General features: G+C 65.8%; 14 protein-coding genes and 1 tRNA gene. 8 read left to right on the top strand and 7 right to left on the bottom strand.

Annotated features, from left to right (window positions below):
* Positions 1 to 156 precede the first annotated feature (156 nt).
* Positions 157 to 2,730, top strand: coding sequence for a TonB-dependent receptor plug domain-containing protein (locus tag ASE58_RS00865; RefSeq protein WP_055817077.1), 2,574 nt, complete (start codon positions 157 to 159; stop codon positions 2,728 to 2,730).
* Between the two features lie 57 nt (positions 2,731 to 2,787).
* Here ASE58_RS00865 and ASE58_RS00860 read toward each other — a convergent pair whose 3' ends face one another.
* Positions 2,788 to 3,876, bottom strand: a complete 1,089-nt coding sequence (locus ASE58_RS00860; RefSeq protein WP_055817075.1) for an AI-2E family transporter — start codon at positions 3,874 to 3,876, stop codon at positions 2,788 to 2,790.
* Positions 3,877 to 4,036: 160 nt separating this feature from the next.
* A complete protein-coding gene (locus ASE58_RS00855; RefSeq protein ID WP_082467521.1) occupies positions 4,037 to 4,441 on the bottom strand; it encodes a MerC domain-containing protein in 405 nt (134 codons plus the stop codon).
* Between the two features lie 262 nt (positions 4,442 to 4,703).
* On the opposite strand from ASE58_RS00855, the gene ASE58_RS00850 reads away from it, so the two are divergent.
* Entirely contained in the window at positions 4,704 to 6,758 is a 2,055-nt protein-coding gene (locus ASE58_RS00850) for a M3 family metallopeptidase (protein ID WP_055817073.1), read from the top strand.
* 71 nt (positions 6,759 to 6,829) lie between these two features.
* On the opposite strand, the gene ASE58_RS00845 is transcribed toward ASE58_RS00850, so the two are convergent.
* From ASE58_RS00845 to ASE58_RS00825, 5 genes are all read right to left on the bottom strand, one after another.
* A tRNA-Glu gene (locus tag ASE58_RS00845) sits at positions 6,830 to 6,904 on the bottom strand.
* Between the two features lie 346 nt (positions 6,905 to 7,250).
* Positions 7,251 to 7,844 carry a 50S ribosomal protein L9 gene (gene rplI, locus ASE58_RS00840; RefSeq protein ID WP_055817071.1) on the bottom strand — a complete coding sequence of 198 codons (594 nt, stop codon included), beginning with the start codon at positions 7,842 to 7,844 and terminating at the stop codon, positions 7,251 to 7,253.
* Positions 7,845 to 7,856: 12 nt separating this feature from the next.
* Positions 7,857 to 8,081 (bottom strand): 30S ribosomal protein S18, encoded by a 225-nt coding sequence (gene rpsR, locus ASE58_RS00835; protein ID WP_010543816.1) that lies wholly within the window; start codon positions 8,079 to 8,081, stop codon positions 7,857 to 7,859.
* 11 nt (positions 8,082 to 8,092) lie between these two features.
* Complete coding sequence (rpsF, locus tag ASE58_RS00830) at positions 8,093 to 8,509, bottom strand: 30S ribosomal protein S6 (protein WP_055761007.1); 417 nt, start codon at positions 8,507 to 8,509, stop codon at positions 8,093 to 8,095.
* Positions 8,510 to 8,658: 149 nt separating this feature from the next.
* A complete protein-coding gene (locus ASE58_RS00825; RefSeq protein WP_055761010.1) occupies positions 8,659 to 9,036 on the bottom strand; it encodes an RcnB family protein in 378 nt (125 codons plus the stop codon).
* Positions 9,037 to 9,203: 167 nt separating this feature from the next.
* Here ASE58_RS00825 and fabD point away from each other — a divergent pair, with 167 nt between their 5' ends.
* The 6 genes from fabD to mltG all read left to right on the top strand — a co-directional run bounded on the left by fabD (position 9,204) and on the right by mltG (position 14,078).
* Positions 9,204 to 10,139, top strand: coding sequence for an ACP S-malonyltransferase (gene fabD / locus ASE58_RS00820; protein ID WP_055818066.1), 936 nt, complete (start codon positions 9,204 to 9,206; stop codon positions 10,137 to 10,139).
* A 22-nt stretch (positions 10,140 to 10,161) separates the two neighbouring features.
* Entirely contained in the window at positions 10,162 to 10,899 is a 738-nt protein-coding gene (fabG, locus tag ASE58_RS00815) for a 3-oxoacyl-[acyl-carrier-protein] reductase (RefSeq protein ID WP_055818064.1), read from the top strand.
* Positions 10,896 to 11,405 carry a hypothetical protein gene (locus tag ASE58_RS00810; RefSeq protein WP_055817070.1) on the top strand — a complete coding sequence of 170 codons (510 nt, stop codon included), beginning with the start codon at positions 10,896 to 10,898 and terminating at the stop codon, positions 11,403 to 11,405. The genes fabG and ASE58_RS00810 overlap by 4 nt, the downstream gene beginning before the upstream one ends.
* 91 nt (positions 11,406 to 11,496) lie before the next feature.
* Positions 11,497 to 11,733 carry an acyl carrier protein gene (locus tag ASE58_RS00805; protein WP_055760552.1) on the top strand — a complete coding sequence of 79 codons (237 nt, stop codon included), beginning with the start codon at positions 11,497 to 11,499 and terminating at the stop codon, positions 11,731 to 11,733.
* 115 nt (positions 11,734 to 11,848) lie between these two features.
* Entirely contained in the window at positions 11,849 to 13,105 is a 1,257-nt protein-coding gene (gene fabF, locus ASE58_RS00800; RefSeq protein ID WP_055818061.1) for a beta-ketoacyl-ACP synthase II, read from the top strand.
* 4 nt (positions 13,106 to 13,109) lie between these two features.
* Complete coding sequence (mltG, locus tag ASE58_RS00795; protein WP_055817068.1) at positions 13,110 to 14,078, top strand: endolytic transglycosylase MltG; 969 nt, start codon at positions 13,110 to 13,112, stop codon at positions 14,076 to 14,078.
* Positions 14,079 to 14,189 lie beyond the last annotated feature (111 nt).

Genomic DNA, 14,189 nt, shown 5'->3' with positions numbered 1-14,189 from the left:
AGGCGCGATTCGACCGCGAAACCGATGTTGCAGCGCCGCAACGGTAGTGTGACAATCGTGTGATGCCGAACGCGGAAGGGTTGCGTCAGAAAATTGCGGAGGAGAGGGTCGGCGCGCAACGGTATGGGCAAATGCCCGCACCTGGGGGAGATTTTCATGCGTAAACCCGTTTTCACCGCGTTGTTTCTGACGAGCGCGCTGGCCGCCGTGCCGGCCTTTGCACAGGTCGCCGATGCGCCGCCGCCGGCCGATCAGGTGCCCGCGGGCGAGGAAATCCTGGTCGTCGGCACGCGTGCGCAGGGCCGCACGGTCGCTGAAAGCCCGGTACCGGTCGACGTCATCACCGGCGATGCGCTGGTCAACGCCGGCTACACCGAAACCAACAAGCTGCTGAACCAGCTGGTCCCGTCGTTCAACTTTCCGCAGCCCTCGATCACCGACGGCACCGATGTGGTGCGCCCGGCGACGCTGCGCGGCCTGTCGCCCGACCAGACGTTGGTGCTGGTCAACGGCAAGCGTCGCCACACCACTTCGCTGCTGAACGCCAACGGCTCGGTCGGGCGCGGTTCGTCGGCGGTCGACCTCAACACCATCCCAAGCCTCGCGATCGAGCGGATCGACGTGCTGCGCGATGGTGCTTCGTCGCAATATGGTTCGGACGCGATTGCCGGCGTCATCAACGTCCAGCTGAAGCGCCGCGAAGGCGGTCGCGCGACGATGACCTATGGCAAGTACGTTTCGTCGATGGAGGGCGTGGCCGAAGTCTCCGGGATCGCCCGCCAGGCCAACGGCCAGCCGCAGGTCCGCGCCGACGGCACCTATGTGCTGGAAGAAACCGGCCGCGACCGCGAGGTCCGCGACGGCCGCACCGTGACCTTTGCCGCCAATATGGGCCTGCCAATGGGCGAAACCGCCTATCTGAACCTGACCGGCGAATATCGCGATCGCGAACCGACCAATCGCGCCGGCTATGACCCGCGCCGTTTCTATCCGCTGTCGACCACCGGGACGGTCGATGCGCGCGAATTCGGCGCGAACCGCGTCAACCACCGCTATGGCGATGCGAAGACCACCGACTTCAACTTCTTCCTGAACGGCGGCGTCGATATCGGCGCGACGTCGGAACTCTACATCTTCGGCAGCTACGGCATCCGCGACGGCGAAAGCGCGGCCTTCTACCGCCGGGCGTCGGGTCGCGATACCAACAGCAACATTCAGGACCTGCGCAACTGCACCTTCACCGGCACGGTCTGCACGCCCTTCTATGCCGATGGTTTCCTGCCGCTCATCACCACGCAGATGGAGGATTTCTCCGGCGCGCTGGGCGTGAAGGGCGAGGTGGCCGGGTTCAAATACGACCTGTCCTATGTCTATGGCACCAACAGCTTCGATTTCCGGATCGAGAACAGCTATAACGCGTCGTTCGGGCCGCAGTCGCAGCGTGCGTTCAACGCCGGCGGCACGCGGTTCGGCCAGCAGACCGTCAATCTCGACCTGCAGCGCGAGATCGCCGTCGGCTTCCTGTCGTCGCTCTCGCTGGCGCTGGGTGGCGAATATCGCAACGAGAACTACAAGATCGTCGCCGGCGAATTCCAGAGCTATGCCGCCGGACCGTTCGCCTTCACCAACGGCGCCGCCGCTGGGTCGCAGGGCTTCCCCGGTTTCTCGCCCAACAGCCGGGTGGATACGTCGCGCGACAGCTTTGCCGGCTATGCCGAACTGGATGCAAAGGTCAGCGACGCATTCAACGTCGTCGCCGCTGGCCGCTACGAACATTATAGCGACTTTGGCGACACGGTGAATGGTAAGGTCGCGGCACGCTTTGCCCCGACCGACTGGATCGCGGCACGCGGGTCGATTTCGACCGGTTTCCGCGCGCCGAGCCTTGCGCAACAGTTCTTCTCGTCCTTCGCGACGCAGAATATCGGCGGCACGCTGGTCGAAATCGGCACCTTCCGCGTCGGCGATCCGGTCGCCCGCGCGCTGGGGTCGCGCCAGTTGCAGGCGGAAAAGTCGGTCAATATCGGCGGGGGCCTGACGCTGACGCCGTTGCGCGGCCTGACGCTGACGGCCGATTACTACAACATCAAGATCAACGACCGGATCATCCTGTCCGAAAACCTGCAGGGCAATGCGGTCGTCGCCGTGCTGCGCGGGGCCGGGATTCAGGACATCACCTCGGCCCGGTTCTTCATCAACGGCATCGACACGCGGACCCAGGGCGTGGAAGTGGTCGGCACCTACCGTGTGCCCGACCTCGGCATCGGCAGCGTCACGCTGACCGCCGGCTATAACTATAACCAGACCGACATCACCAACCGCTCCACGCTGTCGGCGATTCCGGGCGTCACGCTGTTCGGGCGGCAGGAATCGCTGCGCCTGACCGAAGGGCAGCCGCGATCGAAGGTCAATGTCGGTCTCGACTGGTCGCAGGGGATCTTCGGCATCACCGCGCGTACCAACCGGTTCGGCAACACGCTGTCGCCGGGTGGCGCGGTGGCGACCGATGTCGAGCTGGAACCGAAGTGGCTGACCGACCTCGAAGTCCGCGCGACGCCGGGACAGTTCGAGCTGGCGATCGGTGCGAACAACCTGTTCGACGTCTATCCGACGCGCAACCCGATCCTGGGTGCTGCGGCGATCAACAACTACTTCATCCCGTACAGCAGCTTTTCGCCGTTCGGCTTCAACGGGCGCTACCTGTACGCCCGTGCCGGTGTGAAGTTCTGATGCGACAGGGCGGGCAGGGGCATTGCTCCTGTCCGCCCATCCTGCCAGCCAGGTGCCTTAACGGTCCTGTTCGTCCGCGGCCGGCGCAGCGCGCAGTCGCCGCTGCTCGGTCAGTACCTGCCATCCGGTCAGGAACAGCGCGCCCGCAACCGGGCCGACGACGATCCCACTCAGCCCCAGCAGGTCGATGCCGCCCAGCGTCGTGACCAGCACCAGCCAGTCGGGCAGGCCGGTATCGCGTCCGACCAGCACCGGGCGCAGGATATTGTCGGCGAGGCCGATCACCAGCACGCCCGACAGGATCACGACCACGCCCTGCCACACCGCGCCGGTCGCCAGCAGATAGATCGCGACCGGGGTCCAGATCAGCGCCGGGCCGACCGCCGGCAGCAGCGCGACGATCGCCATGACCACGCCCCACAGCAAGGCTGCGGGCAGGCCGACGATCCAGAAGGTAATCGCGCCGAGCGCCCCCTGCACCAGTGCGACGACGCCCGACCCCTTGATCGTTGCGCGGACGACCGCGACGAACTTGTCAGCCAGCCGCCGGGCAACGGTCGGCTCCAGCGGGAGCGCGCGGACGATCGCCGGGCCGATCCGCTCGCCATCGCGCAACAGGAAATAGGTGACGTACAGCCCGACGCCGAACGCCAGCAGGAACGCGGCAGCATTGGCCCCGATCGACAGCGCACTACGGGCGAGCACGCTCGCGCTGGCGCTCGCCGCCTGCGAAATCTTCAGCTGGGCACGTTCGAAACTGCCGAACCCCGCACTGTCGATCGCCCGCTGCACCTTGGCGGGCAGGGCGCCATGGACCTGTTCGAAATAGGTCGCGAAATTGATCTGCCCGGTGCGCAGCTGGCTATAGACGCCGGCCGCCTGGTCGATGACCATGCTGACGATAATCATCGCCGGGATGACCACCGCGACGGTGATGATGAGCATGGTCAGCGCGGCGGCGAGGTTGCGCTGGCCCGGCCGCCAGCGCAGCAGGCGCTGAAACAGCGGCTGGAACAGCAACGCCGCCAGCCCTGCCCATAGCAGCGCGCCGATAAAGCTCGATACGACAAGGGTAAGCGCGATGGTGACCAGCGCGAGAAAGATCAGGAACCCGCCGGATTCGACGCGCTGACGGACGATTGCCATGCTGGACAGCCTCGGTTTCGGTAAGGCCGGCGCGTGTCGCCGGACGGTTTCGTTGCGGGGGCGGAACGCCTTGGCAGCTTCTATGCTCCCTGCGCGCGCGTCGAAAGTCCGAAATCCTTGAGTGAGCAGGGGCGTCGGCACTGCGCCTTTTGCGCCGACATCATGATCGCGGGGGCAATGCCCGCCAGTTGAGCGCATGGGCGGTGGCCAGGATCACCGCGCCGATCGACGACACGATTCGCTCGGCCACTTCCGCCTCGACCGCAAACGCGCCTAGTCCGAGCAGCGCAAGTCCGGCCCCGGCCAGCAGGGCCGGTCCATGGCGGCCGTGCCGGGCGTGCCCCGATGCCATCGCCAGCATGCTGGTCGGCACTGCGAAGGTAAAGGCGATTGCATGGAACGCCTCCGGCACGACCAGCATGGTGGCAAGGACCGGCAGGGCGACGAATAGCAGCGGCAGCGCGAGGCAATGGATGAGGCACAGGAGCGACGCGGTAACGGCAAAGCCGTCGAGCAGGCGCTGTCGACGTGGCGGCAGTTCGGGCAGGGCAGTGTTGGACGTCATGGACAATCGCCTCGAATGATATAACGTAACATATCATGCTTATGATCGTCCGTGGCAATACCCCTCGATATCGGTCGTCGCCTGTCGGACGAGGAATTGCCTGGCCTGCCGCGCGCCGTTGCTTCGATCGGGTTGCGTTCATCTCCGATGCCGCATGACCATGGTTCAGCCCGACGCGATGCTATACCATCGCATTCAACGCATCGATTCAACCAGATGAAGGACGCCCATGCATCGTCGTACCCTGTTAGTATCTGCTGCCATGCTGCCTTTGCTCAACACGCCGCTGCGCGCCGCCGAACCTGCCAATCCGCTGCTCGGTGACTGGACCAACGGCATCCCGCCCTATCAGGCGATCCGTCCGGCGCATTACCGCCCGGCGTTCGATGCAGCGTTGAAGGCTGCGCGTGCCGATTTTCGCGCGATCACCGTCGCCCGATCGGCACCGACCTTCGCCAATACGATCGAGGCGATGGAGCGGTCGGGCCAGCAGTTGACGCGCGTGTCGTCGGCCTTCTTCAACGTCTCCTCGGCCGACGCCACGCCGGAAATCCAGGCGGTCGAGGAAGCGGTCGTCCCCGAACTGACGCGCTTTTCGAACGAAACCTCGCTCGACCCGGCGATGTTCGCGCGGGTCGACCGGCTGTACAAGGATCGCGCCTCGCTCGGCCTCGACCCGGAACAGACGCGGCTGCTGGAGGAGACGTACAAGCGCTACGTCCGCGCCGGTGCCGCGCTGCCCCCGGCGACCCGCGCCCGCGTCGCCGCGATCAATGAGGAACAGGCAAAACTCGGCGTCCAGTTCGGGCAAAAGCTGCTGGCCGACCAGAAGGCGAGCAGCGTCCTGCTGACCGAAGCGGAGGTCGCGGGGCTGCCCGCCGACCTGAAGTCCGCCGCGGCGACCGCCGCTAAGGCAGAGGGCAAGGCCGGCTATCTGATCCCCGCTACCCGGTCGGCGGTCGAACCGTTCCTGACCGTTGCAACCAACCGCGCCGCCCGACAGAAGGTCTTTGCGGCGTTCGATAATCGCGGCGCCAATGCGAACGACAACAACACGTCGGCGATCATCCGCCGGTTTGTCGAACTGCGGATCGAGCGTGCGAAGCTGATGGGCGCGCGGAGCCACGCCGCCTTCGTGTTGCAGGATGCGATGGCCAAGACGCCGGAGGCCGCGACCGACCTGTTGATGCGCGTCTATCGCCCCGCGCTGACCCGCGCGCGGGAAGAGGAAGCGGCGCTGCTGAAGCTCGCCAGCGCCGATGGCGTGACCCGGATCGAGCCGTGGGACTGGCGGTTCTACGCCGAAAAGGAACGTCAGCGCCGCTACAGCCTCGATGAAGGCGCGGTGAAGCAGTATTTCCCGCTGGACGGCATGGTCGCTGCGTTGATGGACACGACGAAGCGGCTGTACGGCATCCAGTTCGTCGCGCGCAGCGACGTGCCGGTCTATGCCGATGGCGTGAAGGTGTGGGAGGTGCGCGAAGGCAACGGCACGCCGATCGGCCTGTTCTATGCCGACTGGTTCGCCCGCCCGACCAAGCGGCCCGGTGCGTGGATGAACTCGCTGCGCGACCAGAGCACGTTGCTGGGGCAGCAGGCGATCGTCGTGAACAATTGCAACTATACGCCCCCGGCACCGGGCGAGCGCGCGCTCATCAGCCTCGACGATGCGGAGACGCTGTTCCACGAGTTCGGCCATGGCCTGCACGGCCTGTTCAGCAAGGTCCGCTATCCCAGCCTGTCGGGCACGTCGGTCACCCGCGATTTCGTGGAGTTTCCGTCTCAGGTGCACGAACACTGGGTCAGCGACCCGGCGATCCTGCGCGTCCACGCCCGCAACGCCGCCGGACAGCCGATGCCGGAGGCGATGCTGAAGTCGCTGCTGGAGGCGCGCACCTTCAACCAGGGCTATCTGACGGTGCAGCAGCTGTCGTCGGCGATCCTCGACATGCGGCTGCATTCGCTGGGCGCGCTGCCCGCCGATTTCGATGCGGTGCGGTGGGAAAAGGCGCAGCTCGCCGATCTGGGCGTGCCGCACGCGGTGGGCATGCGGCATCGCCTGCCGCACTTCAGCCATATCTTCGACGGCGGCTATTCGGCGGGCTATTACGCCTATACCTGGGCCGAAGTGCTCGACGCCGACGGCTTTGCCGCGTTCGAGGAATCGGGCGACGTGTTCAACCCGGTGCTGGCGAAGAAGCTGCGCGACGAAGTATTGTCGCGGGGCAATTCGCGCGATCCTGCGGCCAGCTATGTCGCGTTCCGTGGGCGGATGCCCGACGCGACCGCATTGCTGCGCAATCGTGGCCTTGCCTGATCGGTGGCGGGTTCGCTTCGGGGAACCCGCGCCTGTCATCTGCCAGCCGGTGCGAAGTGTCGCGCCGTCGCTGGTGACCCCTACGAGAATCGAACTCGTGTTTTCGCCGTGAGAGGGCGACGTCCTAACCGCTAGACGAAGGGGCCGTTTGCGGGAGGGGCGCTCGTACGCCGCAATGCCGGTGCCGTCAAGCGGCGAGCGGTACCCTGACCGACGAAATCACCGGCAGGAGAGTTTTGATTTGATACGTATACTGTTCATCCCAGCGAAACCTTTCGATCGATCGCGCTTTGATCCGGCTGAACCATTCACCGCAAGGCGCTTCCCATGGCCAAGGCCGTTCCCGTTATCCTCTCGCTGATCCCGCTCGCTGCCGTGATCGGTGCCTGCGTGGCCTGTCCCTGACCGCCGTCGCGCTTTCGTGCGAAAGGCAAAGAAAAAGGCCGCTGGATCGCTCCGGCGGCCTTTTCTATTGGTCGAACGCGTCGGGGCTTAGCCCTGCGCTTCTTCCGTATTCGCGTCGTCGCGGGCGATTTCGCCCGGCTCGGCGTTGGGATCGTAATCCTCGGTGAAGCCGGCGTCGTCACGCTCGAACATCGACGCCATGACGTCGACGCCCTGCGCCTGCATTTCGGCTTCTTCCGGCGAACGGGCTACGTTCACCTTGACGGCAACCGACACTTCCGGGTGCAGCGCGACCTTCACGTCGTGCAGGCCGATTGCCTTGATCGGACGGTCGAGGGCAACCTGCGACTTGTCGACCTTGTGGCCGTCGGCGACCAGCGCGTCGACCAGATCGCGAACCGCGACCGAACCGTACAGCTGACCGGTGTTCGATGCCTGACGGATCAGCGTGACCGAAACGCCTTCCAGCGTCTTGGCTTCGGCTTCCGCGTCGGTGCGACGGGCGGCGTTGTCGGCGACGATCCGCTCGCGGTTCGCCTCGAACACCTTCTTGTTGGCTTCGTTGGCGCGCAGCGCCTTCTTGCGCGGCAGCAGGAAGTTACGGGCGAAGCCGTCCTTTACCTTCACCACGTCGCCGATGGCGCCGAGCTTCTCGACGCGTTCCAGCAGAATGACGTCCATGTCGGGCGCTCCTTACTTAACGATGTAGGGCAGCAGGCCCAGATGGCGGGCGCGCTTGATGGCCTGGGCCAGTTCGCGCTGCTTCTTGGCGCTCACCGACGTGATGCGCGACGGGACGATCTTGCCGCGTTCGGACACGAAGCCCTGCAACAGACGAACGTCTTTGTAATCGATCCGGGGAGCGTCCTTCGCGGAGAAGGGGCAGCTCTTGCGGCGGCGGAAAAACGGACGTGCCATGGTGCTGCTCCTTACGCTTCGACTTCGGCCGACGGCTCGCGCTCACGGCGCGGACCACGGTCGTCACGATCACGGCCACCACGACGGTCGCCACGCTCCGAACGCTCGCTCTTGCGCATCATCACGGTCGGACCTTCCTCGTGGCCGTCAACCTTGACGGTCATGAAGCGGATCACGTCTTCGTTGATCTGCGTCTGGCGCTCCAGCTCGGCAACGACATCGCCCGGCGCGTCGATTTCGAGCATGACGTAATGCGCCTTGCGGTTCTTCGCGATGCGATAGGCGAGGCTGCGCAGGCCCCAGGTTTCGGTCTTCACGACCTTGCCGTTCATGTCCTGAACGATCTTCGTGGCGGTTTCCGCCAGCGCGTCCACCTGCGCCTGTGCCAGATCCTGGCGCGCAAGGAACACGTGCTCGTAGAGAGCCATGGTTCTTTCTCGTCTGTTGGCCGATCGCTGACGCCGCGCCCATCGCGGTCGCCCCTCCGGCTGTCGTCTTCAAATGCAGTCCGGGGCGGCAGGACATGCCCGCCACCCCGGATGCGCTCCCCTTACCCGAATCGGGCGCGAAAGCAAGGTCAGTTGGCGATCGCGCCGCCGATCACCGCGCCGATCAGCCCGCTGGCGATCGCCACCAGCACCGCGTCGTTGCCCGACTGCACCCACTGGTAGCCGCGCGGGGGAGCGTAGACGCCGCGCTGGCGATAGGCGCGATAGTCGATCTGGCGATAATTCTGCGCCCGGTTGCGGTCGAACCGCTGGCCGCGCTGCCACTTGGCATAGCGTGCCGGCTGCTGGCGGACGACGGTCTTGCGGACATTCTGGCCAAAGCGGTTCTTTTCGACCACGACCGTCCGGCCGGGGCGCTCCTTGATGACGGTGCGGCTCTGTGCCGATGCGGCCATCGGGGTCGCGAGCAACGAGGCGGTCATCGCGGCGAGGATCAGCTTCTTCATCTTCGGTCTCCTTCGATTTGCTGTTGGAGCCAAGATGGGGAGGGGCTGTAACCGGGGTTTGTCAGTCCCGTTGCGAAATGGTCGCATTATGTCGCAATGCGCCCTCTTGCGTTCAGCTTGGCCGACGGACTACCCCGCGCGGCTTGGATTTGCAGGAGACGTCGGCGATGCGCGCATTCATCTTTCCGGGGCAGGGGAGCCAGTCGGTCGGCATGGGCGCCGCGCTCGCCGCCGCCAGCCCTTATGCCCGTGAGGTGTTCCAGGAGGTCGACGAGGCGCTGGGGCAGAATCTCTTTCGCCTGATGACCGAAGGCCCCGATGCCGATCTGCTGCTGACCGAAAATGCCCAGCCCGCGATCATGGCGAATGCCATCGCTACGCTCCGGGTGCTGGAGCGCGAGGGCGGCATTCGCCTGGCGGACAAGGCCGATTTCGTCGCGGGCCATTCGCTCGGCGAATATACCGCCTTGTGTTCTGCGGGTGCGCTCGACCTGTCGACCACCGCCCGGCTGCTGAAACTGCGGGGGCAGGCGATGCAGGCGGCGGTGCCGGTGGGCGAGGGCGCGATGGCCGCGTTGCTGGGTGCCGATCTGGCCAAGGCGCAGGCGCTGGCCGAAGCAGCGGCCGAGGGTGAGGTCTGCACCGTCGCCAACGACAATGATCCGTCGCAGGTCGTGATCTCGGGCGCGAAGGCCGCGATCGATCGCGCCGTGCCGCTGGCGAAGGAGATGGGGATCAAGCGCGCGGTCGTGCTGCCGGTGTCGGCGCCGTTCCACTGCCCGATGATGCAGCCCGCCGCCGATGCGATGGCCGCGGCGCTCGCCGATGTCGCGCTCTCGGCGCCGGTCGTGCCGGTCTATGCCAACGTAACCGCCGCACCCGTCGCCGATCCGGAAACGATCCGCCGCCTGCTGGTCGAGCAGGTGACCGGCATGGTCCGCTGGCGGGAATCGGTGCTGGCGATGCAGGATGCCGGCGTCAGCGATTTCGTCGAACTGGGCGGCAAGGTGCTCGGTGCGATGGTCAAGCGCATCGCGCCGGACGCGACTGCGACCAGCATGGTGACGATGGCCGATATCGAGGCGCTGGTGGGGCGGCTCTGAGCCGGATTTTTGGAGAATGACGATGTTCGATCTTACGGGAATGACCGCCCTCGTGACCGGTGCCAGCGGTGGCCTCGGTTCGGCGATTGCCAGGGGCCTCGCCGCGCAGGGGGCACGGTTGGCGCTGTCCGGCTCCAACGCGGCCAAGCTGGAGGCGTTCGCCGCCGAACTGGGTGGCGACCATGTGCCGATCGTCTGCGACCTGTCGGACGGCGCGGCGGTCGATGGGCTGGTGCCGCAGGCGGTGGCGGCGCTCGGCAAGCTCGATATCCTCGTCAACAACGCCGGGGTGACGCGCGACAACCTCGCCATGCGGATGAAGGACGACGAATGGGATCAGGTGATCCGCGTCAACCTGGAGGCGGCGTTCCGCCTGTGCCGTGCGGCGGCCAAGCCGATGATGAAGGCGCGCTTCGGCCGCATCGTCTCGATCACGTCGGTCGTCGGGCAGACCGGCAATCCCGGGCAGGCGAACTATGCCGCGTCGAAGGCGGGGCTGGTCGGCATGTCGAAGGCTCTGGGTCAGGAATTGGCGAGCCGTGGCATCACCGTCAACTGCGTCGCGCCGGGCTTCATGGCGTCGGCGATGACCGACGTGCTGCCCGAAGCGCAGAAAGCCGCCCTGCTGGGCAAGATTCCGGCCGGGGCGTTGGGCAAGGGCGATGACGTCGCCGCTGCCGTCGCCTATCTCGCCAGTCGGGAAGCCGGTTATGTGACCGGCCAGACGATCCATGTGAATGGCGGGATGGCGATGGTATGAGCGTGATGCTGATTGCGGCGATGTTGGCCGCGGGTGATGCCAATGTCGTCAAATGCACCGTGGCAAAGCTGCCCAAGGGTGATCTGGCAAAGATGCAGCAGGGCATGATCGTCGGCGTGCTGGAGGGCAAGAAGCCCTCGCCCGCCACCGATGCGCTGGTCAAGGCGGCGCGGCGCCAGGCCGCGACCTGCCAGCCGGGCACCGGCAAGGCGGATGCACGCGCGGGCGACATCGTCGTGACCAGCATCGCCGTCGAGGCGCTGGCATCGGGCCTGTCGGCCAAGGGCGTCGATCCGGTCGCGGTCAACCGTCGCCTCAGCCAGACGTCGCCCGCCGTGCTGAACGCGTTTCTGGCGCGCAAGCAGACGCCTGAGGTGGATGCGTTCATGGATGGCTTGATGAGCCTTGCGGGTGCCAAGAAGGCCGATACGCGAATCCAGCGGCTGATGGGCGGATATGCCTTCAACGCGGCGACGCTGGCACGATTGTTCGCTGCCAAGGGTTAATGCGTCCGCACCCGCGCTCTTGCGCGCGGGCCGGACGCGCTTTAGGGGCGTTCAGGTAATAAACACCCCGGTATCTGAAGAGGGAATGAATATGAGCGAGACCGCCGAACGCGTGAAGAAGATCGTCGTCGAGCATCTCGGCGTCGAAGCGGAAAAGGTTACCGAAGACGCGAGCTTCATCGACGATCTGGGCGCGGACAGCCTCGACATCGTCGAGCTGGTCATGGCGTTCGAGGAAGAATTCGGCGTAGAGATCCCCGATGATGCCGCCGAGAAGATCACGACCGTCAAGGACGCGATCACCTATATCGACGAGCACAAGGGCTGATCCGGCCGGGGCGGCCCCGCCGCCCTGCCGATTGCCATGATTTCACGGCCCCCCGTCCCGGCGAAAAGCCATGGGCGGGGGGTCGTTCGTTACGTATCTGAACGGAGAGAATGCCATGCGCCGCGTAGTCGTGACCGGCCTCGGCCTCGTGACCCCGCTGGGTGCCGAGGTCGAAACCGCCTGGAAGAACCTGATCGCCGGCAAGTCCGGGGCGGGGCCGATCACGCATTTCGATGCGTCGAACCAGAAGTGCCAGATTGCGTGCGAGGTGAAGCCGGCGGACCATGAATATGGGTTCGACCCCAACAAACGGGTCGATCACAAGATTCAGCGGCAGGTCGATCCGTTCATCATCTATGGCATCGATGCCGCCGGACAGGCGCTGGAAGATGCCGGGCTGACCGAGATGGACGAGGCGACGAAGCTGCGCGCCGGCGTCTCGATCGGGTCGGGCATCGGCGGGTTGCCGGGTATCGAGATCGAGTCGGTCAACCTGCACGAGCGGGGCCCGGGCCGGGTCAGCCCGCATTTCGTCCATGGTCGCCTCATCAACCTGATTTCCGGTCAGGTGTCGATCAAGTACGGCCTGATGGGCCCGAACCATGCGGTCGTCACCGCGTGCTCGACCGGTGCGCATTCGATCGGCGACGCGGCGCGGATGATCCGTGACGACGATGCCGACATCATGCTGGCGGGCGGTGCCGAAAGCACGGTCAACCCGCTGGGCGTCGCCGGTTTCGCCCAGGCACGCGCGCTGAACATGAGCATGAACGACCGCCCGACCGAGGCCAGCCGCCCCTATGACAAGGGCCGCGACGGTTTCGTGATGGGCGAGGGCGCGGGTGTCGTCGTGCTCGAGGAATATGAGCACGCCAAGGCGCGCGGAGCGAAAATCTATGCTGAAGTCGTCGGCTATGGCCTGTCGGGCGACGCCTATCATGTCACCGCGCCGCATCCGGAGGGCAAGGGTGCCGAGAATGCGATGCGCATGGCGCTGCGCAAGGCCGGCATGGAGCCGTCGGACATCGACTATATCAATGCGCATGGCACCTCGACCATGGCCGACACGATCGAACTGGCCGCGGCCAAGCGCGTGTTCGGCGACGACCTGTCGGGTGCGTCGATGAGCAGCACCAAGTCGGCGATCGGCCACCTGCTGGGCGGCGCGGGCGCGGTGGAGAGCATCTTCTGCATCCTCGCGCTGCGCGACCAGATCGTGCCGCCGACGCTCAACCTCGACAATCCGGATGACGGCACCGAGGGCGTCGACCTGGTGCCGCATGTCGCCAAGAAGCGGCAGGTTCGCGCCGTGCTGAACAACTCGTTCGGCTTCGGCGGTACCAACGCTTCGCTGGTGATGAAGGCGATCTGACGCGATGCGCCGGATCGGATGCCTTGGCCTCATCCTCGGGCTGCTCGTGATCGGCGGGCTGTTCATGGTGATGCAGAGCTGGGGCGGGTCTGGTCCGGCGCAGCGCACGTTGACGGTAACGGTGCCGCAGGGGGCAAGCCTCGCCTCGGCGGCGGAGCAACTGGAGGAAGCCGGCGCGATACCGTCCGCCGGTCGCTTCCGCCTGTTCGCGCGGTTCCTCGGCAGCGACGATCCGATCCGCGCCGGGGAATATCGCATCCCCAAGGGACTGAGCCAAGCCGACGTGCTAAAGCTGTTGCAGGGCGGTCGCACGCTGCAACGCTTCGTGATGGTGCCCGAAGGCTGGCCTTCGGTGTTGGTACAGGAGGCGGTGGCGAAGGCGCCGCAGATGGAGGGGCCCGCGCCGCTCCCGGCCGAGGGTAGCATCCTGCCCGACAGCTACAGCTACGAACGTGATGGCGACCGGCAGGTGCTGGTCAAGCGGATGCAGGCGGCGATGGACCGCTACCTCGCCGCCGCATGGAAGAAGCGCAAGCCGACCAGCGTCGTGAAGACGCCGCGCGAGGCGATCATCCTCGCGTCGATCGTCGAGAAGGAAACCGGCAAGGCATCGGAACGCCGGATGGTCGCGGCGGTCTATTCCAACCGTCTGCGCATGGGCATGCGGCTGCAGGCCGATCCGACGGTCATTTACCCGATCACCAAAGGCAAGCCGCTGGGCCGCCGTATCCGCAAGTCGGAGTTGCAGGCGAAGAACGGCTACAACACCTATGCGTCGGCTGGACTGCCGGTCGGGCCGATCGCCAATCCGGGCAAGGCTTCGATCGACGCGGTGCTCGATCCGGCGAGCACGAAGGCGCTGTATTTCGTCGCAGACGGCACCGGCGGGCATGTGTTCGCCGACACGCTGGCCGAGCATAACGCCAATGTGAAGAAATGGTACGAAATCCGCCGCGCACGGGGCGAGATGTAGCACTTTGAAGCTCCTCCCCATTCATGGGGAGGGGGACCATCCGCAGGATGGTGGAGGGGGTCAGCCGCAAACGAAACCTTGGTGTTCGTGGACACCCCCCTCCACCATGCT

The sequence above is a fragment of the Sphingomonas sp. Leaf9 genome, assembly GCF_001421355.1.
In the GTDB taxonomy this organism is placed as follows: Bacteria; Pseudomonadota; Alphaproteobacteria; order Sphingomonadales; family Sphingomonadaceae; genus Sphingomonas.
Note: the sequence above shows the minus strand (reverse complement) of the source record. Positions and strands in the feature narration are given on the sequence as shown.

Excerpts from the sequence above, each read along its gene's own strand:
- ASE58_RS00865 (WP_055817077.1), top strand. The coding sequence starts at position 157 with ATGCGTAAACCCGTTTTCACCGCGTTGTTTCTGACGAGCGCGCTGGCC.
- ASE58_RS00860 (WP_055817075.1), bottom strand. The coding sequence starts at position 3,876 with ATGGCAATCGTCCGTCAGCGCGTCGAATCCGGCGGGTTCCTGATCTTT.
- ASE58_RS00855 (WP_082467521.1), bottom strand. The coding sequence starts at position 4,441 with ATGACGTCCAACACTGCCCTGCCCGAACTGCCGCCACGTCGACAGCGC.
- ASE58_RS00850 (WP_055817073.1), top strand. The coding sequence starts at position 4,704 with ATGCTGCCTTTGCTCAACACGCCGCTGCGCGCCGCCGAACCTGCCAAT.
- rplI (WP_055817071.1), bottom strand. The coding sequence starts at position 7,844 with ATGGACGTCATTCTGCTGGAACGCGTCGAGAAGCTCGGCGCCATCGGC.
- rpsR (WP_010543816.1), bottom strand. The coding sequence starts at position 8,081 with ATGGCACGTCCGTTTTTCCGCCGCCGCAAGAGCTGCCCCTTCTCCGCG.
- rpsF (WP_055761007.1), bottom strand. The coding sequence starts at position 8,509 with ATGGCTCTCTACGAGCACGTGTTCCTTGCGCGCCAGGATCTGGCACAG.
- ASE58_RS00825 (WP_055761010.1), bottom strand. The coding sequence starts at position 9,036 with ATGAAGAAGCTGATCCTCGCCGCGATGACCGCCTCGTTGCTCGCGACC.
- fabD (WP_055818066.1), top strand. The coding sequence starts at position 9,204 with ATGCGCGCATTCATCTTTCCGGGGCAGGGGAGCCAGTCGGTCGGCATG.
- fabG (WP_055818064.1), top strand. The coding sequence starts at position 10,162 with ATGTTCGATCTTACGGGAATGACCGCCCTCGTGACCGGTGCCAGCGGT.
- ASE58_RS00810 (WP_055817070.1), top strand. The coding sequence starts at position 10,896 with ATGAGCGTGATGCTGATTGCGGCGATGTTGGCCGCGGGTGATGCCAAT.
- ASE58_RS00805 (WP_055760552.1), top strand. The coding sequence starts at position 11,497 with ATGAGCGAGACCGCCGAACGCGTGAAGAAGATCGTCGTCGAGCATCTC.
- fabF (WP_055818061.1), top strand. The coding sequence starts at position 11,849 with ATGCGCCGCGTAGTCGTGACCGGCCTCGGCCTCGTGACCCCGCTGGGT.
- mltG (WP_055817068.1), top strand. The coding sequence starts at position 13,110 with ATGCGCCGGATCGGATGCCTTGGCCTCATCCTCGGGCTGCTCGTGATC.